This is a genomic window from Roseivirga sp. BDSF3-8 (assembly GCF_041449215.1).
Taxonomy (GTDB): domain Bacteria; phylum Bacteroidota; class Bacteroidia; order Cytophagales; family Cyclobacteriaceae; genus JBGNFV01.
Genome location: NZ_JBGNFV010000001.1, coordinates 2,363,083 through 2,380,284, shown reverse-complemented (window position 1 = coordinate 2,380,284; position 17,202 = coordinate 2,363,083). Strand labels below are relative to the sequence as shown.

Sequence of the window (17,202 nt, the reverse complement as noted above, 5' to 3'; positions counted from 1 at the left end):
CATCAATGACAGTACAATTGTGAAAGACTTGTTTTCCGGCCATGCAAAAGATTATGCGACGTACCGGCCTGGCTACCCGGAGGAGTTATACGCGTTTATTTTTTCTCAATGTCCAGGGTTAAACCGGGTGTGGGACTGTGGGACAGGTAACGGGCAGGCGGCTATCAAGCTAGCTAAAACATTCAGAGAGGTGGAAGCTACCGACATCAGCCGGCAGCAACTATCCAATGCTGTTGCTGCAGAAAATATTCACTACCATGTGAACCAGGCCGAGGAGACGAGTTTTGAAGATAAGTCGTTTGATCTGATTACAGTGGCTCAGGCCCTGCATTGGTTTGATTTCTCCGGGTTCTTCAGGGAAGTGTCCAGGGTTTGCAAAAAGGATGGGCTGCTGGCTTGCTGGGGTTATGAGCTACTGAATATAGATGAAGAAACTGATGCTGTCATTCACAGATTTTATGCATCACTTGAACCGTACTGGCAGCCTGAGAGGAAGCACATAGAATCTTGTTATGCATCTATCCCGTTTCCCTATGAAATGAATACCCGGCACTTTACTCAAAAAGAGGATTGGAACCTTAGCGGCTTATGCAACTACCTGAACACATGGTCTGCGGTAAAGAAGGCTGCAAAGGAAACAGGCAGGGAACTGGTGGAGGAAGTCAGAAAGGAACTCTCTGCTACCTGGCCGGAGGATGAGATACGCGGGGTTACCTTTCCGGTATTCCTGCTCTACGGACACCCAAATAGCTAGTCCGGCTTTTGCCTGGCTGGGCAGAAATAGGTACTACGGCCACCGACCTTTATGTTTTGCAAGGGCTTACCGCAGTGGGGACATTTTGCCTTTTTACTTCGATGATTGACGAGGTAATAATCAGGAAATTCACTGTAGTGGGCATCTTTCTCAATAGCGAGCTTTAGGATGTCCTGTAGCTTGTTGTAGACTTTTTCGACCTCATCTTTAGTGAGTTCATTGGCTGGCTTTTCGGGGTGCATGCCTATTTGGAACAGGACATCATCGGCAATCCAGTTGCCTACGCCCGCGGCTACTGACTGGTCCATCAGTACGGTTTTAACGGCTACTTTCCTACCTGAAAAAGCTTCCCCCAATTCTGAAGGGGTAAGTTCTGTCGCATCGGTACCCAGCTTCTTCTTTCTCCGATATTCTTCTATAGTATCTGCGAGCCCCAACCGGGCAAATTTTCTTTTGATGATGAATGACAGGTGAAAACCCTCCTGAAAAGAGAAGAGTATCTGGGTGTATTTGGGGGTATCTTCCTTATCCTTAAAATATCGGAGATGTCCGGTCATACCGAAGTGAAAAACAAGGACCTTACCTGAAGATAGGTGGGCAAAGAGGTACTTCCCTATTCTTTCTGTCTTTTCGAATGATTGGCCTACGGCAGCTTTTTTGATCTCATCGGCGGGGGCACTTAGTACCACAGGATCGTCAGTTTCTATTTTACTGATTTTCTGATGCAATGAGGTGGCATCGAAATACGTTTTGAAAGTCTCTACCTCGGGTAATTCGGGCATAGTAATTTTTTAGAAAAACCATGCCTGAACAGTAATGTTTGTGATCAGTTCATTCTTCCGCTTCGTCCAGAATATCTGTGATCTCTTCCATTTTTTTATCGGAATATCCACCTTCAGTGGCGTACACGACTTTACCATTCTCATCGAGAACAAAGAAGTAAGGACGGTCCTTACGGCCAAGGTCAAGCTGGTCTTTGTAGGATTTGATATCTCCCTTGTAAAACAGAATGTACTGATGCAGGCGCGAGTCGATATTCTCGATTGCTTTCTTTTTGGCTCTACCGGCAGCCACTTTTTTGACTCCGGTAAACATGGGGACAAAATATACATTCACATCATAGGTAAAGCTGGCAAAGAGACCTGCTTCTTCAGATGAGCGTAAAAACTTATCGTATACGGGCACGAGCCATGAGTTGAGCTCATCCTCAGACCTTTTTGAATAAGCCAGGCCTACCAGTGTGTATTTGCCTTTGGTGTCTTCTGGTAGTGATACTATGGCGTCTTCCAGTGTTTCCCCTTCAAGAAAGGGGAAATTACCCCCTACCTGGGCAGTGGCATCTGTAGTACACAGACTAATAAGGGCGAACAGAAAGATGGGTATAACTAAGTTTTTCATATTTTTGACTTTGCTATCAGCTAATGAACGGCAAAAAACATAAAAAATTTCTACCCAGGCAGTCTAAACCTTACAAGGGCAATTATGCAGGTCAGAAATAGGACTTTTTCCAATAGGCTTTAGTTTTAAGTCCTTTTTTATTGTATAAATCTTATACTATTAAAGTAGATCATCCCACCCTATGCGATCGGTGTTTTTTACCTTACTCGTCATATTTGGCGTACTCGTGATTTTATTTAATGTCTTTCAGCAATACCGGCTGGAACGACCTATAGCTGATGTGACTATAAGAGGAAATCAGATGTTGGAGCCTCGAGTGGTTACTATCAAGAAAGGTGAGGAAGTAAGCTGGATCAATAATACGGACAGTGTGCAGATAGTCACGTCTATTCCTGAGCAGAGTGCTCATGCTTACCTGCTTAAGCGTTCTTCCACCATGGCTTCATTTCACATAGGCCGAATAGAACCTGGCAAGAGCCGGAATATGTCTTTTTATGAGGCAGGCAGTTATTTGTATGTTTGCGAGGTGGCTAAGGGAAAGGCTGTGGCGACGGGAATCATTAATGTGGAGGAGAGGGAATAAAAAAGGGGCTGTCTCAAAAGTAGTAAGGCCTTTATTGATGCCAAGCAAGATTAGGATAATTACTTCACACTCTGCATAGCGAAGTCGGACGTGACCGGGTACTAACTTCGTGGAAATGGCAACCACGGTTCCTTCCGGACGAGGTCAACCCCACGGTAGTTTGCAAACTCAAAATTATATTTCAAATAAAAAGAAAGAGGCTGCCTTTTGAGACAGCCTCTTCTTCTAATACTATTGCTTAGCCGCTGTGCTTATCGCGTGGGCAGCGGGGAGAATCTGGTTTCTGGCATGACTGCAGCGCATTGGCATGGCATACAGGACATTCTCTTGGTTCAGTAGCGTTATATAAAGCTTCGTAGCGTATCATATCTATACCTAGTTTAAAAAATCAAACATTCAATTCAGTAATAAAACCCTGAAAAAAGGAGGTTTGTTTAGGGCATTCTTTATTTACAATGGTTTTAAATAATTGATATCCAATTGCTTGAAAATACATGAAAGCATGAGGTGGGGAAACAAATAAGGAGTATGCCAGCCCCTGACTGACAGCTATTTTATTCTGCGAAAGTGTCCCGTTTTTTAACCCAACTTTGTCGGGGTGGGTGAGTTCTACTTCTGAAAGGCGCTTTCTACTCCCGGGTAGTATGGATGTATTGATTACTCTATGCTGCTCCCTGAGGGATACCTTTCCTTTTTTATTTTCAATCTTGACTATTTTATTCCTCCCGTTATCCTAAGGGGATAAATGAAACAGTATATGGGCGATAACGGAATTTTCCTGGATCATAATGTAACAACCCCAACGGATAAGAGGGTGGTGGAAGCCATGCTTCCATACTTCACTGAGAAATTTGCCACTATACACAGCCAGCACTCTCTCGGCAAAGCTTCTGCTAAGGGCGTAAAGGAAGCGGGGGGACATATTGCAAAACTGATTGGCTGCGCTCACTTTGAGCTCACGTATACCTCGGGTGGCACAGAAGCTGCGAATATGGCTATGAAAGGGCTTGAGATGGAGTATGGTGACCAGGGTTTTGAAATCCTTACCACCCGTGGAGAACACCAGGTAATCCGCGACTTGTGTCATTATCTGCAGCAATTAGGGTGTGAAATCCGCTACCTGCCTACTGATAAAGGTGGTATGATACTAACGGAGGCCATAGACGATCACCTGAACAGTAATACACTGATGGTGGCGATAGGAATGGTAAACGGCGAAACGGGTGCCATACAGCCTATAGAGACCTTGGGTGAAAAGGTACGGGCAAAAAATGCCGTGGTGAGCCAGGGTATGCCTCATATAGCGGCACCGGTATTATTTGTGGACGGATCTCAGGCAGTGGGTCGCATACCTGTGGATGTGGTAGGCCAACGAATAGATATGATGTCATTCACTGCGCACAAGTTTTATGGTCCTATGGGTGTGGGTGCTCTGTATATGCGTACGCTGAAACCGAGGCGTGTAAAAATCACCCAGCAGACACACGGGGGCATGTTTCAGCGGGCTATGCGCAGCGGTAACCTGAATGTACCTGGTATAGTAGGCATGGGAGAGGGGGCCAGAATAGCACGGGCTGAAATGGATGAGGAAAACAGCCGATTACAAAAACTGCGTGATACGTTTGAGGATAAACTGACAAGGCTACCGGGTGTCTCTATAGCTGTAAAACCGGAGCACCGTGTTCCTCATTTGACCTCAATACGTTTTGAAGATGCGCCAACATCCACTCTGAATGGTCACTTAAAGCGTGTACAGGCCAGTATTTATTCATCATTTGCCAGCCGGACGGATGAGGGTAGTGTGGTGCTTCGCCGATTAGGGTTTACGATAAAGGAAGCCAGGGAGACGATGCGCTTTTCACTTGGCCGATTCACTACGGAGCAGGAGCTGGATGAGGCTGTGAAGGATATTGAGCAGGCCCTGCTTACTACGCGGCAGGCAGAAACAGCAGCACATTCCGGCGCCTAAGTCTGCCTGTTACCTGCTATCCATTCATTTGACCATGAGGGCTGAGCCAGCAACCGCCAGTTTAATTGGTTAAAATTGATTATATTAATAAGAATGTCCTGCAGGGCAGCAATTATTTAATTGATATAATCATTAATTATGAAGAAAGACAAACTAAGCCTCAAAACTATCGCAGTAGAAAGTTTCAGAACCTCTGCCCGTCCTAATCTGGAGACTATCAGAGGTGGGTACGAAAACAGTAATTGCCGTACAGAATGCTTTGATGGCTGTATATCGGCCGCTGAATCAGGTTGTAACAGTTGTGATGGCGGTGGTACCGGAGGAGGAGGTGGTACTGGCCTGGCATGTGGTACCGACCAAATTGTAAGCTGCTATGTGGCATGCTGATACAAGGTTTCCAACCTTTTAATTAATTACTCCTATGAAGAATGAAAAACTAAGCCTGGATGGTATAAAGGTGAAAAGCTTTCAAACCTCTCTTAACTACCAAAAATCGCAAACGATAAGGGGTGGGTATAATGGCGATAACAGTGAATGCCGCACTTTGTGCAGGCTGGGCTGCGAATCGGCTGCTGAGTCTGGTTGTACGAGCTGTGGCGATACGGGCGGAGGAGGAGGTGGTACGGCGTACTACGAATGTGGTACGCAGGAGAGAATTACCTGTCTGGTACCTTGTGACTAAAGACCGGCGGGCTTTAAAGCTTGCTCTTACCTACATCTCTAAAATAAAGTACTATGAAAAAAGACAAAATAAACCTGAAAGCCATTGAGATCAGAAGTTTTAAAACCACACTGGGTACCAAGGGGTCGCAGATGGTAAAAGGCGGAGTAGAAAACAGCGCATGCCGAACTATCTGTTACCTGGATTGCCAGTCGGGCCAGCATTCAGGCTGTACAAGCTGCGGTGACGGTGGAACCGGTGGCGGGGGTGGCACGGGAGCCACCTGCGATACGGTAGAGATATTCTCTTGCCAGTACGCTTGTTGAGCGAATAAGGACTGAATACTACTAACTTACCGGCAGTTATCTAACTGCCGGTTTTTTTATTCTTTTAGCAAGCGGAAGGTTCTTTGAAAGTGTTGTGATGTGATGGTGACCAGATAAAAGCCTTCAGTTACCCGGGGTGATACTTTCAGCTCTATGCCAGAGGCTGAAGCTGAGCGTACTGCAGATTTCACAGGATAGGACCTGCCGGCTGCATCGGTACAGCTTAGGTGAAGGTCTCCGGGCCTGATATTAGCGGTATTTACCTTAATAATCAGATACTCTGTAAAGGGATTAGGAAATACCTCCAGGTCAATATCAATAGCATCGTCGAGACCACTTACGACTCCTTCTACATGAATGGCTATCTCATCGCTATTCCGGTCGTTTTTGTCGTCAATAGCGGTTAGCTGAAATACATAATCGCCAGGTCTGAGGTTCTTAATGATTACCTCAGGACTATTATAGTTGGTGAGTGTGGGGCCGGCAGGGCCGCTAAGCTGTTTCCACAAATAGGAGGTAATGCTGCCATCTTCATCTGACACGCTTCCTGCAAGGACCAGGGAGTCCAGGGGCAGTTCCACATCTAAATCCTCACCGGCATAGACGTGAGGAGGCAGGTTACCCACTTCCACGCCATTATCTCCGCGTGTATACCTGAGAAACCAGCGATAAAGATTAGGCAGATCGGCGGAACTGTTAGCGGGATTAAAACTGATGGTGTCAGTGGCATCGTGATCTATGGGTGTGCCTTGCCTGTTCATATCCAGGCTGACGAGCTGGGGTGAGAAGGCCGGCTGGCAATTATTAATCTTTTCAATAAGGGTCTGGGCTGAGCTGTAGGTAACGGTAGCGGTATTGTCATGTATGGAATGATAATGAAGGAGGGGAAGGTCTGCAGAAGCAATGAGGCAGGCATCCTGCTCACTGTATGAGCCTGCGAGAACTGCGACTGCGGCCAGGGGGGGTGCTTGGTCACGCCTTTCTGTATCTGCCAGAAACTCGTATACGCCACGGCCTCCCATGCTGTAGCCTACGAGGTAAACTCTTGAAGGGTTGACCCGATAGGTTTCTACCGCATAGCTGATAAATGCGGCAATGTCCTGGCTGTTCCAGTTGGCATCTGACCGGTTCTTTTGTGGTGAAAGTGCCAGAAACTGCCACTCTTTCGCATTCACTGTAAAGGTAAGGTCGCTTCCCTTGTGGATGACCCTGGTCAGGCCGGTTTCGAGCATGATATCGAGGCCGGCACTGGTACCATTGCCTCTTCCGCTATTGCCATGGAGGTATACTATGAGGGGAAAGGTTTCTCCTGACTGATTGTATCCTTGCGGTAGGTAGCGCCAGTATCCGTTAATTTCACCGGCACTGTATTCGCTACCTGTCACTTTGCTATGTTGTTGCGCCAGTAGTACAGTGGTGGACAGGCATAGCAAGCCTGATACAGATAGTAAAAAATGGCAGACCTGTAAAAGGCCGTTTTGCAGAAAACGAGAATAAGTGTTTTTTCTCATGATAAAAAAATAACTGTGTAGCGAAAAAAATCGGGTTTATGCTACTTCAGTCAGGCGCCGGGAATAGACCCGGGTCAGTGCCTTGGCTCCTCCATGGGTGCCTACCCACAGGCCGTAAATACCAATTACGGTACCTATAGGGAAAATAATCAGATTCAGTACGCTTAATATGATGGCCAGATGCCTGGCCCAGTTCTTTAGTTTAATGAGGCCTATACCTGCTATCAGCCCCGGTACACCAAGTATGACGAAGTAGGAGCTCATAAAGAAGCCGGTGATTAAGGTAACGGTCTCGTTTATCTCTTGCAGGGGGCCGGAATTTACAGACACGCCTGCAATAAAATAGGTGGCGGTGCCTATATAGATGAGGCTGATGATAACGAACAGTATACCGAGTGCTTTTAAATGGCTTTTCATAATTATGGTCAGGTTATTAGCTCACTCCTTTACTACATAGTAGCTGAGGGGATTTTCTATGTCAAAAAATATTTTTTTGAGCCCCCGTTCATTAGGGCTCTCGAGGGTGTAGACAGCGAATCTGCCATCTACTACTTTTCGCTCCTTAGGCGAAAGGGAAAGATAATCCAGTAAGTAAGGCTCATCTTCCTGGTAGAGCAGAAAGAGGGCTTCACTGGCTGAGCTACCATCGCCTGTATTGCAGATGACGGTAAGCAGGTTCTGGAAATGCCTCTGGTATGAACGAGCCTTACTGTACTGTCCAAGTTCAGAGTAGCAGGTATACATGGTAAGCGCTACGCCGAGCATGAAGGGGGCTTCTTTGAAAAGGGCCTCCCCTATATTGGCGGCCTCGCTGAATTTTCTCTTCGTCAGAGCACTATCCAGTTCGGCAAGGCGGGCTTTCTGATGACCTGGTTTGTAGCCAGGATGTTTTACGTAGTTACGGTACAGGTTTTCGTAGTCGGCTAGCGTAAGACTGGAATCACGCGCCATGGCTCTGTCCAGCAGTCTGTGATACTTCAGGGAAGAATCATCCGACTGGCTAAAGGCAGGCCGTTGAATATCAAGGGACAAGAGGCCCATGATTATAATCGTATAGCGTATAAACCTGTTCAATTTCTTTGCTTTTCTTCATCGCCCTGGTTCAGAGCGGAGAACTCATTTTCCTGGAGGGCCCCATCTTCATCGATATCGTATATCTTGAATAAGAGGCTGCTAAGTTCTGACATATCCAGTTCACCGTCTCCGTCGGTATCCCACTCTTCAAAGTACTGCAGGCTATCATAAAAGGCTACGAACTCACTTTTCTGCATGATGCTATCGTGGTCTTTGTCCCAATAGGGAAACTTACCTCTCTTCCTGTATTCCTTCTCATTGAGGTAAAAGTTAGTGGCAGCTGCCCATTCGTTAACCTCGAGTACGCCATCATTGTCAGCATCCCAGATGTCGTAGCTGCTGGCAGAAAATTCATTTCTGTTTATCCTTCCATCAGCGTCATGGTCCCAGGCATTTAACAGACCGGACTCGGGGTATGTGGAACTAAACTCTTTATCGTCAATTACAAAATCACCATCCTCGTCCCACGATTCATATTCCTTGTAGTTCTTATTATCACATGAGCACCACGCGGGAATAATCAGTACTATAAGAAGTATGGTAAGTACTCCTCTTATCATGCCTATAAAAATTTATGGGTTTAAAAAAATATAAGAAAGCGATGGATAGCCGGTCACCTCTGGTCAAGATGTTCTTTTAAATAATTTATTGCCTGCTCATAGGCTTGTCTTGTAGCTTCTGAGTCATAGTCAGGATTACTTGGATTGGCAAACGCATGGTTAGCATCATAAAATAAAAGTTCTACGTCTGCGTCAACTTCTTTCATCTTCTCTTTAAAGGCTCTGGCTTTGTCAGGAGTGATCCAGGCGTCTTGCCGGGCAAATATGGCGAGCACATCTGTTTCCAGTTTTTCGAGCTTGTCGGTGTCCATTTCGGGCATGCCATAGTACATGACGCATGCCTCTGCCTTATCGCCGAGCATGATGGCTGCCTGCAGGGACCAGCCACCGCCGAAGCACCAGCCTATGGTACCGATAGCTGCGTCTTCGCCTGCGTACTTACTTGCTGCGCTTATGATAGCACGTGCTCTCTCATCGGATGTTGCCTGCATGTATTTTTGGGCTTCCTCCTGAGAGGAGGCCACTTTACCGTCGTACAAGTCAAGGGCTATGATATTGACCTTTCCACCGAGATCATCATAGAGTTTTTTGGATTCGTTCTTGACATACTCGTTCAGGCCCCACCATTCATGAAAAACAAAAAGGTAATGACCGGAATCATTGGTGGCAGGAATCATCCATGCACGAGCATCGGGGCCATCGGCTAGGTCCAGGTCTATAAATTCTCCTGCCTCTTCCTGGTAAATAAACTCTCCGGGTGGCCGGTGATCAGATGCAAAAGCCTTATCTCCTCCGAGTGAGGCAAACTTTTGGGTAGGGCTAGGGACGCAGCAACTGCTATGCTGTGCAGTTAGGGATAGCGGAAAAAAAAGTACCGCTAACAGGAAAGGAAAACTGAAGCGCATAAGCCTTTGTCATTGATAAAAAAATTCTGCCACAGGGCAGATGACATTTTTCGTCTACTGACTAACCGTGATTATGCGAAAATGTTAAAGGAAAATTTACCGTCAGCAAACCTAGCGGGCCCGAGCCTGAGAAAACGCTTTAAAAGCTAGTACGATGAAAACGGGAATCCACACAAGGTCATTTACGATGAGATGAAACAGAAACTTCTTGTTTACAGTGAGCTCCATGATGTCATAATAGAACCAGATAGCTCCGAAAAACTTAGATAGAATGCCAATGACAATAAGATAACGGAACCGTACGGGGTACAGTGCGGCTATGAAGTAAAGGATAGAAAAGATAAAAATGCCCACGGCTTGCCAGCTAATTATGAGGGGGGTGTCATCTGTACGCTGGGTGACCCACCGGTAAAAAGCATCGGGAAACCAATAGATGAAGGCAGCCCAGGAAAGGTTATAAAAAGAGGCCAAAAGCAGGACACCTCTCATCCAATAGGGTACGGTGGGTTTAGGCTGGGACGTATCGTTGTGCATGGCTATCAATTCTTAAGAAAAGAGGCTGGTTTGTTGGTTTTCATACCAGTGGGGCACAGGTATTTCTGCATCGCACTGTTTATTCAAGGACTCTATGAGGTATAGGGCCAGGTCTGCATTGAGGTGCTGCTCAGGCTCATGCACAAAAATATATACTTCTTTTAATCCTTCCTCTACCCATTGGCTTATTCTTTTTACCCAGGCATCTATTCGGCTGTAGTCGGTGGGGTGTAGATTATGGCCATTGAACCGGAGAAAAAGAAGGGGTGTGGTAAGGCGCTGGTGGAGGACATCGCGGCGGCCGGCGACATCGCTAATGACAGCAGAGATATGGCGCTCTGTAAGATAGCTGAACATGTCGTCCATTAGTGTGGTATCCTGAAACCACTGTGGGTGCCTGAACTCCAGGGCTAATTTAAAGTCCCGGGGGAGGTATTCGAGGAGTTGAATGAGATCATCTGCACGGTCTCCGCTGAAATAGGGGGGTAACTGCAGAAAGGAGGTGCCGAGCTTATCTCCGAGGGCAAGTATATGCCGGAGAAAGCGGTCTATTGCTTCGGGGTTACCAACCATCTGACGGCGATGGCTTATGAACTGGGGAAACTTAGGGCAGAACTTAAACCCATCCTGCACGCTGTCCCTCCACTTATGTATGGTATCGAGGGTGGGGATGTTATAGTGGGTTGAATTGGCTTCTACGGTATAGAACTGTTTGCCGTAGGCCTGGAGGTATTTACTGCCAGGGGTACGGGGTGGAAATACTTTACCTACATAGCCTTTGACGGACCACACGGAGCAGCCGATGTAGTAGGTGACGGGTGCTGCTCCCTGCTGCCTGAGGATGTCGGGGGTGGCGGGATGGGTTTCGGGCAGGTGCCAGTCTACTTCTTCAATATTTTCGAGTCTTCCAAACTTCATATGCTATCAACCAAAGTGATGTTTTTAGGTTATTGATTGTCGGTGGTTACATGTAAAAGGTAAACTTATGAATCTGAGGTTTGGTACTAAGGTAGATGCGGACTGGCAAAGCGTGAGGGAGGGGTTTGATGAAAAGCTATTCAAGGCGCTGAACCCGCCCTTTCCGCCGGTAAAGGTGGTACGCTTTGACGGCTGCCATAAGGATGACGTGGTGTCCCTGGAGCTGAACTTCCTGCTATTTAAACAGCGGTGGACGAGTCTCATCACGGAACACGGCTACTCTGACAATGGCTTTTATTTTATCGATGAGGGCAGGAAGCTGCCTTTTTTTCTGAAAAGATGGAAGCACCACCACGGGCTTATAGGCCTGAAGGATGGCACTGAGATCATCGATGATATATCATACGGCACGGGCACTCTTTTGACGGACTGGCTTATGTACCCTGTGCTTTATGTGCAGTTTGCGGTACGTAAGCCGGTGTATCAAAAGTATTTCGGCTGAAGGGGGTCTACCTTGAGAATGCGTTTTTCCGGTGGGAATCGAGCTTAAGCAGTATGAAGAGTAAGGTGGTAAAAGCGAGCAGGCTGGAACCTCCGTAGCTGAAAAAGGGCAGGGGAATACCGATAACGGGAAAAAGCCCGATGGTCATGCCTATGTTGATCATGAAGTGGAAAAAGAGGATGCAGGCGACGCCGTATCCGTAAATTCTGATGAAGCGGTCTTTTTGCCTTTCACTAATGAAGATGATGCGGTAAAGGAGGGTAATGAAGAGGGCAATGAGAAGGAAACTACCTGCCCAGCCGTGCTCCTCTCCTATGGTGCAGAAAATAAAGTCTGTATGCTGCTCGGGCACGTAGCTGAGCTTGGTTTGGCTCCCTTCGAGAAAGCCTTGTCCCCACATGCCTCCTGAGCCAATAGCGATCTTACTCTGGTTTACGTTATAGCCTGCTCCCTGGAGGTCTGATTCAGGATCGAACAGGACATTGATACGAGCGCTCTGGTGGGGCTGCAGGACATCGTTTACAAAGAAGTCTACGCCAAAAACTACTGTAAAGAAGACGATACCAGCGGCAAGTATGCCTACTATGCGCCAGAACTTCATCTTACTAAAGAGGCCAAGAGCGAGTAGTATGAGGAGGCCTATGGCCAGATACATGTACTCGGGGCCTACCCACAGGGTAAGAATAAAGAGTGCGAGCCCGATAAAGCCGGCAATAAGTACCCAGGGGGTAAGGCCTTCGCGGTATAGCACAAACACGAAGGAGCCAAACACGAGGGCGGTACCGGCATCTCCCTGTATGACGATAAGGGCCATGGGAAGGAGGATGATACCGCAGAGTACGAGGAAGTCCTTATCGAGGCGATCGAACTTCATGGAGCGCTGTGAAATAAATTTTGCCACAGCCAGGGCGGTGGCAAACTTAGCAAACTCTGAGGGCTGGAGGCCGAAGGGGCCAATGCGTATCCAGGATTTGGCTCCGGAAATAACGGGTCCTATGCCGAGTACAGCGACCAAAAGCAGAATAACAAGGGCATAGAAGCCGTAGGCAAAGTGATCGTAGAACTTGAAGTCAATGATAAATATGGCGATGCCGGCGATAAGGGCTACGGCCATAAAGAGTAGCTGCTTACCGGAGTTCATCTCCAGGCTGAATATCTTATGGACGTCTTCGGCATTATACTCGACGGCATAGATATTGAGCCAGCCGAATATGACGAGGCCGAAATAGATCATGACGGTGACCCAATCGACATTAGAAAATATATTACCCTCTCTCCTCAAGTCTGTCTGTATCTGATTTTATTAAAGAAAATCTCCTTTGAGTACGTAATCTTCTATGTAAGGCCGGTCGGTACCGCCTTTGATGTATTTCTCGATCATGAGTGATGCAATGGCGGCAGCGGAACGGGCTCCCTGTCCTGCATTTTCGACGTACACGGCAATGGCAATTTTGGGGTCATTGCGGGGGGCAAATGCCATAAAGCCGGAGTGGTCTTCGCCATGGGGGTTCTGTACGGTACTGGTTTTCCCACACACCTCAATATCTTTTAGTTTGGCCCTGTACTGTCCGGTACCATGGGTGATTACCTGTGCCATGCCCTGCACGACCATCTCGTAATGCTCGGGGTCTATACCGGCATAGTTCTTTTCTTTGTACTCATCGAGTACGTGATTGGTGGTGCCAATGCTCTTTACGAGGTGGGGGCTGTAGTAATAGCCTCTGTTTGCGATAAGGGCGGCGAGGTTGGCCATTTGCAAGGGGGTGATGAGCATCTCTCCCTGGCCTATACTGAGTGAGTAAATGTTGGAGAACTTCCAGCGGCCTTCGCCATAGATGTTGTTATAGTAGGAAGGACCGGGTATGTAGCCGGACTTGGCATTTGGTATGTCTACCTGTGGCTTAACGCCGAGGCCAAAGTTATGTACATACTCCTGCCACTTCTCCAGGCCTATTTCTGTGTCTTTGTAGGTGTTGTCACTGACGTTCTGATTGAGGACGCGGCGAAATACTTTTACAAAGTAGTTGTTACTGGAGTTCTGTATGGCCTTTGGCACATCGTAGTAGCCTGTGGGGGCGTGATCACCTATGAGGGAGCCGTCACAGTATATTTTTTCGGTAGCGGTAATTACGCCTTCCTGCAGGGCAATAAGTGACTGCACGCACTTGAACATGGAGCCGGGAGGGTAGGTAGCCATGAGGGCCCTGTTAAACAGGGGCGCGAGTGTATCGCGCTGCAGGGCTCCGAAGTTTTTACCATAATTTTTACCTGAGAGCAGGTTAGGATCGTAGGTAGGGGCTGAGATAATAGCGAGTATCTCACCGGTGGCAGGCTCGATGGCTACGATGCTGCCTACTTTACCGGCCATAAGTTTCTCGCCATATTTCTGCAGCTCGAGGTCTATGGTGGTAACGAGGTTTTCTCCGGGAATGGCGAGGGTGTCGAAGCGGCCTTCTTCGAGGCTGCCGACCTCACGGCCGAGTGCATTCTTAACCTTATACTTTACGCCTCTTTTACCCCTGAGAAAGGGCTCATAGGACTTCTCTATGCCGCTGTGGCCCAGGTAGTCTCCTGAGCGGTAATATTTAGATGAATCGGCTGCGAGCATGGGGCCGGATATCTCGGCAATGTAGCCGAGTGCATTGGCCATGACGGGGTGCTTATAGGCCCTGGCGGTCCGTGGTTCTATATAAAAGCCATTGAAGTCTACGAGGGCATCCTGTAGCCTGGCAAATTTTTCGTGTGAGATCTGCTTTTCGAAGAGATAAGGAAGCCTGTACCGTTTTGAAACGATGGCGTCTTCCATGCGCCTGACATACTCTTCTTTGGTTATTCCGAGGAGGTTGCAGAAGCGGGCGGTATCTATCCCCTTGGTCTTTATGGGTGTGGCATAAAGGTCATAGAGGGGGGTGTTGTAGGCAATGAGTTCACCGTTGCGATCGGTGATGAGACCACGATAGGGGTGCTGGGTAACCTTAAGCTTAAGGTTATTCTCGGCTTTTAGCTTTAGCTCATCGTTCAGTACCTGAAGGGCAAAGAGCCTTCCCAGGAAAATCAGCCCGATGAGCAGAAATACTGCCATGACCACTATGTGACGGTTCTCGTTCATATAACAGACCTACGTGATGAGTAGAACAAATACTGAAATACGACCAGCATAGTAAAGGTGAGGAGTGTACTTGCCACTACTTTGCTAAGCGTAAAAAAGAATAAGTGAAAACTCCCTACTTCCACGTAAAAGAGGATAAGATGGTGTACGAATGAAAGGGCAATGGCATAGGTTGCAAACCATTGGCTTCCCAGCAGCTTGAGCCGGGGTGTTGACACGTTCTCGTACCCTCCCCGTGGTGTGATCAGATTGATCCAGTAAGGCCTCAGATACATCATGAACACAGAGGCGGCGGCATGAATTCCCAAACTGTCGTAAAAAATATCTACGACCAGGCCGCAGATAAAGCCGAGCAGCATGGCGGGAAGGCGCCCTATGTCAAAAGGCAGCATGAGGAGGGCACCAATATAGATGAAGCAGAAGGCGGTGTCGAAGAGCACCACATTCCTGAATATGAGCACCTGCAGCAGCAGGTAGGCGGCAAAAGCCAGCAGATGTCCTATAAGGCGGGCTCCATTCATGGGGTAATGGCTACATTTTCTATACTGTCTCTTTCTTCTTTCATTTTATTCTCCACCACGTAGACGTATGACAGGTTGCCAAAGTCGGTGGAGAGCCTGAGTTTGATATCGTAAAAAGAGGCGTCTTCTCTGAGCTTTACTTCTTCGACAATTCCGACAAGTACGCCGCCGGGATAGACGGCATTATATCCGGAGGTAATGATGGTATCGCCTTGCATTACACTCTCTGAGCGTGGAATAAATTTCAGCTCTGCGGTAGAGGCGTCTTTGCCTGGCCATGAGGTGCTGCCAAAGTAGCCGGTACGGCGTACCTGGCTGCTTATGAGCATATCATTATGCAATACGCTAATTACGGTGGCGAAATTCTCAGATACGGCCTTTACGCGGCCAACTACGCCTCCGGGCCCTATGACGCCCATGCCGGCTTTGATGCTATCTTTTTCCCCCTTATTAAGGGTGAGGTAGTTATTATACCTCCGGGTGCTGTTATTAATGACCCTGGCAGGGATGTATTGGTAGTCTTCCAGAAGCACGGTTTTGCGGAAGATGTTGCCGGCGGTATCGGCGACATCTTCAAGTACATCGAGCTCTGCCCTAAGGCGGGCATTCTCTGCGGCGAGTTCCTTATTGGCCTCCTTGAGGGAGAGGTACCCGGTAATACCGGACTGTGTCTCGAGCAGATTGCCTACAAGGGCATTGGAGGAATTAAAAAAGGCGGCGCCCTGGTAGTTGTTATTCCGAACTATGAGGTAGGTGCATACCAATTCCAGCAATATGAAAATAAAGAACGCGCGATAACGGTATATTACCTTTAATAATGACCGCATTTACTCCTTAGGTCATCAGTACTGCCTTGTATGAATCGAGGTTCTTAAGTGCAAGGCCTGTGCCTCTCACTACGGCTCTCAAAGGATCCTCTGCTACGTGAATAGGTAGCTTAGTCTTAAGGGCGAGCCTCTTGTCCAGGCCTCTTAGCAAGGCACCTCCACCGGTAAGGTGAATACCGTTATCGTATATATCTGCAGAAAGCTCGGGAGGTGATATCTCGAGGGCTTTGAGCACGGCTTCTTCTATCTTGGAAATGGATTTGTCGATGGCGAAGGCGATCTCGCTGTAGCTGATCTTGATTACCTTGGGTATGCCTGTCATGAGGTCGCGCCCACGGATCTCGTAGTCTTCGGGGGCATCATCGAGTTCGGTAAGGGCTGAGCCTACTTCCATTTTGACCTTTTCGGCAGAGCGCTCACCGATAAGCAGGTTATGCTGGCGGCGCATGTAGTCGAGTATGTCTTTGTTAAAGGTATCTCCGGCGACGCGTATGGACTGGTCGCAGACAATACCACTGAGGGCAATCACGGCGATCTCGGTGGTACCCCCGCCTATGTCTACGATCATGGACCCTACGGGCCTTTCTATGTCAATGCCTATCCCTACAGCAGCGGCAAGGGGCTCATGGATCATGTATACTTCCTTAGCCCCGGCATGTTCGGCGGAGTCACGCACGGCACGTTTTTCCACTTCGGTAATACCGGAGGGAATGCATATGACCATGCGATGGCTGGAGGGGAACATTTTTTTCTTGCCGTTGTCGATCATCTTGATCATCCCTCTGATCATGTGCTCGGCCGCATGGAAATCTGCAATCACGCCGTCCTTAAGCGGGCGGATGGTTTTGATATTTTCATGCGTTTTTTCATGCATCTGCATGGCCTCTCTGCCTATGGCAAGGACCTTGGAAGTGGTACGGTCGATTGCAATGATCGACGGCTCGTCCACTACAATCTTATCTTTATGTATGATCAACGTATTCGCTGTTCCCAGGTCGATCGCTATATCACTGGAGAAAAAGTCAAACAATCCCATTTCGTATTTCCCTT

General features: G+C 47.8%; 21 protein-coding genes. 7 read left to right on the top strand and 14 right to left on the bottom strand.

Annotated features, from left to right (window positions below; all coding sequences use genetic code 11):
- The first annotated feature begins 19 nt into the window (after window positions 1-19).
- Window positions 20-754: a class I SAM-dependent methyltransferase gene (locus AB9P05_RS09855; protein ID WP_371908657.1), complete on the top strand. Its 735-nt coding sequence runs from the start codon at window positions 20-22 to the stop codon at window positions 752-754.
- On the opposite strand, the gene AB9P05_RS09850 is transcribed toward AB9P05_RS09855, so the two are convergent.
- Window positions 751-1,536, bottom strand: coding sequence for an Fpg/Nei family DNA glycosylase (locus tag AB9P05_RS09850; RefSeq protein ID WP_371908656.1), 786 nt, complete (start codon window positions 1,534-1,536; stop codon window positions 751-753). The two genes, AB9P05_RS09855 and AB9P05_RS09850, sit on opposite strands and share 4 nt — an antisense overlap.
- Window positions 1,537-1,585: 49 nt before the next feature.
- Window positions 1,586-2,152, bottom strand: coding sequence for a hypothetical protein (locus tag AB9P05_RS09845; protein ID WP_371908655.1), 567 nt, complete (start codon window positions 2,150-2,152; stop codon window positions 1,586-1,588).
- A gap of 181 nt (window positions 2,153-2,333) precedes the next feature.
- On the opposite strand from AB9P05_RS09845, the gene AB9P05_RS09840 reads away from it, so the two are divergent.
- The 5 genes from AB9P05_RS09840 to AB9P05_RS09820 all read left to right on the top strand — a co-directional run bounded on the left by AB9P05_RS09840 (window position 2,334) and on the right by AB9P05_RS09820 (window position 5,691).
- Window positions 2,334-2,735, top strand: coding sequence for a plastocyanin/azurin family copper-binding protein (locus AB9P05_RS09840; RefSeq protein ID WP_371908654.1), 402 nt, complete (start codon window positions 2,334-2,336; stop codon window positions 2,733-2,735).
- A gap of 745 nt (window positions 2,736-3,480) precedes the next feature.
- Window positions 3,481-4,704: a cysteine desulfurase family protein gene (locus AB9P05_RS09835; protein WP_371908653.1), complete on the top strand. Its 1,224-nt coding sequence runs from the start codon at window positions 3,481-3,483 to the stop codon at window positions 4,702-4,704.
- 138 nt (window positions 4,705-4,842) lie between these two features.
- Window positions 4,843-5,091, top strand: coding sequence for a hypothetical protein (locus tag AB9P05_RS09830; protein ID WP_371908652.1), 249 nt, complete (start codon window positions 4,843-4,845; stop codon window positions 5,089-5,091).
- 34 nt (window positions 5,092-5,125) lie between these two features.
- Window positions 5,126-5,386 carry a pinensin family lanthipeptide gene (locus AB9P05_RS09825; protein ID WP_371908651.1) on the top strand — a complete coding sequence of 87 codons (261 nt, stop codon included), beginning with the start codon at window positions 5,126-5,128 and terminating at the stop codon, window positions 5,384-5,386.
- A 53-nt stretch (window positions 5,387-5,439) separates the two neighbouring features.
- A complete protein-coding gene (locus tag AB9P05_RS09820; RefSeq protein WP_371908650.1) occupies window positions 5,440-5,691 on the top strand; it encodes a hypothetical protein in 252 nt (83 codons plus the stop codon).
- Between the two features lie 56 nt (window positions 5,692-5,747).
- On the opposite strand, the gene AB9P05_RS09815 is transcribed toward AB9P05_RS09820, so the two are convergent.
- The 7 genes from AB9P05_RS09815 to AB9P05_RS09785 form a co-directional block, all read right to left on the bottom strand.
- Window positions 5,748-7,202, bottom strand: coding sequence for an alpha/beta hydrolase (locus tag AB9P05_RS09815; protein ID WP_371908649.1), 1,455 nt, complete (start codon window positions 7,200-7,202; stop codon window positions 5,748-5,750).
- Between the two features lie 36 nt (window positions 7,203-7,238).
- Window positions 7,239-7,619 (bottom strand): hypothetical protein, encoded by a 381-nt coding sequence (locus AB9P05_RS09810; RefSeq protein WP_371908648.1) that lies wholly within the window; start codon window positions 7,617-7,619, stop codon window positions 7,239-7,241.
- A 21-nt stretch (window positions 7,620-7,640) separates the two neighbouring features.
- Window positions 7,641-8,243 carry a DUF4919 domain-containing protein gene (locus tag AB9P05_RS09805; RefSeq protein WP_371908647.1) on the bottom strand — a complete coding sequence of 201 codons (603 nt, stop codon included), beginning with the start codon at window positions 8,241-8,243 and terminating at the stop codon, window positions 7,641-7,643.
- A gap of 29 nt (window positions 8,244-8,272) precedes the next feature.
- On the bottom strand, window positions 8,273-8,836 hold the full coding sequence (locus tag AB9P05_RS09800; protein WP_371908646.1) for a hypothetical protein: 564 nt from the start codon (window positions 8,834-8,836) through the stop codon (window positions 8,273-8,275).
- 53 nt (window positions 8,837-8,889) lie between these two features.
- Window positions 8,890-9,741, bottom strand: coding sequence for a dienelactone hydrolase family protein (locus AB9P05_RS09795; protein ID WP_371908645.1), 852 nt, complete (start codon window positions 9,739-9,741; stop codon window positions 8,890-8,892).
- Between the two features lie 111 nt (window positions 9,742-9,852).
- A complete protein-coding gene (locus AB9P05_RS09790) occupies window positions 9,853-10,275 on the bottom strand; it encodes a hypothetical protein (RefSeq protein WP_371908644.1) in 423 nt (140 codons plus the stop codon).
- Between the two features lie 12 nt (window positions 10,276-10,287).
- Window positions 10,288-11,193, bottom strand: a complete 906-nt coding sequence (locus tag AB9P05_RS09785) for a DUF72 domain-containing protein (RefSeq protein WP_371908643.1) — start codon at window positions 11,191-11,193, stop codon at window positions 10,288-10,290.
- A gap of 67 nt (window positions 11,194-11,260) precedes the next feature.
- On the opposite strand from AB9P05_RS09785, the gene AB9P05_RS09780 reads away from it, so the two are divergent.
- Window positions 11,261-11,695, top strand: coding sequence for a hypothetical protein (locus AB9P05_RS09780; RefSeq protein ID WP_371908642.1), 435 nt, complete (start codon window positions 11,261-11,263; stop codon window positions 11,693-11,695).
- Between the two features lie 7 nt (window positions 11,696-11,702).
- Here AB9P05_RS09780 and rodA read toward each other — a convergent pair whose 3' ends face one another.
- The 5 genes from rodA to AB9P05_RS09755 are packed head-to-tail and all read right to left on the bottom strand — an operon-like array spanning window position 11,703 to window position 17,188.
- Window positions 11,703-12,977: a rod shape-determining protein RodA gene (gene rodA, locus AB9P05_RS09775; RefSeq protein ID WP_371908641.1), complete on the bottom strand. Its 1,275-nt coding sequence runs from the start codon at window positions 12,975-12,977 to the stop codon at window positions 11,703-11,705.
- Window positions 12,978-12,998: 21 nt separating this feature from the next.
- Window positions 12,999-14,804, bottom strand: coding sequence for a penicillin-binding protein 2 (gene mrdA / locus AB9P05_RS09770; protein WP_371908640.1), 1,806 nt, complete (start codon window positions 14,802-14,804; stop codon window positions 12,999-13,001).
- Window positions 14,801-15,325 (bottom strand): Rod shape-determining protein MreD, encoded by a 525-nt coding sequence (locus AB9P05_RS09765; RefSeq protein ID WP_371908639.1) that lies wholly within the window; start codon window positions 15,323-15,325, stop codon window positions 14,801-14,803. Before AB9P05_RS09765 ends, mrdA begins: the two co-directional genes overlap by 4 nt.
- A complete protein-coding gene (gene mreC / locus AB9P05_RS09760) occupies window positions 15,322-16,152 on the bottom strand; it encodes a rod shape-determining protein MreC (RefSeq protein ID WP_371908638.1) in 831 nt (276 codons plus the stop codon). Before mreC ends, AB9P05_RS09765 begins: the two co-directional genes overlap by 4 nt.
- A 7-nt stretch (window positions 16,153-16,159) precedes the next feature.
- Entirely contained in the window at window positions 16,160-17,188 is a 1,029-nt protein-coding gene (locus AB9P05_RS09755; RefSeq protein WP_371908637.1) for a rod shape-determining protein, read from the bottom strand.
- Window positions 17,189-17,202: the final 14 nt, after the last annotated feature.

What these genes read in the sequence shown, in the direction of transcription:
- AB9P05_RS09790 (WP_371908644.1), bottom strand. Translation starts at nt 10,275, where the DNA reads ATGCACAACGATACGTCCCAGCCTAAACCCACCGTACCCTATTGGATG.
- mrdA (WP_371908640.1), bottom strand. Translation starts at nt 14,804, where the DNA reads ATGAACGAGAACCGTCACATAGTGGTCATGGCAGTATTTCTGCTCATC.
- AB9P05_RS09840 (WP_371908654.1), top strand. Translation starts at nt 2,334, where the DNA reads ATGCGATCGGTGTTTTTTACCTTACTCGTCATATTTGGCGTACTCGTG.
- AB9P05_RS09780 (WP_371908642.1), top strand. Translation starts at nt 11,261, where the DNA reads ATGAATCTGAGGTTTGGTACTAAGGTAGATGCGGACTGGCAAAGCGTG.
- AB9P05_RS09810 (WP_371908648.1), bottom strand. Translation starts at nt 7,619, where the DNA reads ATGAAAAGCCATTTAAAAGCACTCGGTATACTGTTCGTTATCATCAGC.
- mreC (WP_371908638.1), bottom strand. Translation starts at nt 16,152, where the DNA reads ATGCGGTCATTATTAAAGGTAATATACCGTTATCGCGCGTTCTTTATT.
- AB9P05_RS09845 (WP_371908655.1), bottom strand. Translation starts at nt 2,152, where the DNA reads ATGAAAAACTTAGTTATACCCATCTTTCTGTTCGCCCTTATTAGTCTG.
- AB9P05_RS09830 (WP_371908652.1), top strand. Translation starts at nt 4,843, where the DNA reads ATGAAGAAAGACAAACTAAGCCTCAAAACTATCGCAGTAGAAAGTTTC.
- AB9P05_RS09850 (WP_371908656.1), bottom strand. Translation starts at nt 1,536, where the DNA reads ATGCCCGAATTACCCGAGGTAGAGACTTTCAAAACGTATTTCGATGCC.
- AB9P05_RS09800 (WP_371908646.1), bottom strand. Translation starts at nt 8,836, where the DNA reads ATGATAAGAGGAGTACTTACCATACTTCTTATAGTACTGATTATTCCC.
- AB9P05_RS09815 (WP_371908649.1), bottom strand. Translation starts at nt 7,202, where the DNA reads ATGAGAAAAAACACTTATTCTCGTTTTCTGCAAAACGGCCTTTTACAG.
- AB9P05_RS09805 (WP_371908647.1), bottom strand. Translation starts at nt 8,243, where the DNA reads ATGGGCCTCTTGTCCCTTGATATTCAACGGCCTGCCTTTAGCCAGTCG.
- AB9P05_RS09820 (WP_371908650.1), top strand. Translation starts at nt 5,440, where the DNA reads ATGAAAAAAGACAAAATAAACCTGAAAGCCATTGAGATCAGAAGTTTT.
- AB9P05_RS09755 (WP_371908637.1), bottom strand. Translation starts at nt 17,188, where the DNA reads ATGGGATTGTTTGACTTTTTCTCCAGTGATATAGCGATCGACCTGGGA.
- AB9P05_RS09795 (WP_371908645.1), bottom strand. Translation starts at nt 9,741, where the DNA reads ATGCGCTTCAGTTTTCCTTTCCTGTTAGCGGTACTTTTTTTTCCGCTA.
- AB9P05_RS09785 (WP_371908643.1), bottom strand. Translation starts at nt 11,193, where the DNA reads ATGAAGTTTGGAAGACTCGAAAATATTGAAGAAGTAGACTGGCACCTG.
- AB9P05_RS09825 (WP_371908651.1), top strand. Translation starts at nt 5,126, where the DNA reads ATGAAGAATGAAAAACTAAGCCTGGATGGTATAAAGGTGAAAAGCTTT.
- AB9P05_RS09835 (WP_371908653.1), top strand. Translation starts at nt 3,481, where the DNA reads ATGAAACAGTATATGGGCGATAACGGAATTTTCCTGGATCATAATGTA.
- AB9P05_RS09765 (WP_371908639.1), bottom strand. Translation starts at nt 15,325, where the DNA reads ATGAATGGAGCCCGCCTTATAGGACATCTGCTGGCTTTTGCCGCCTAC.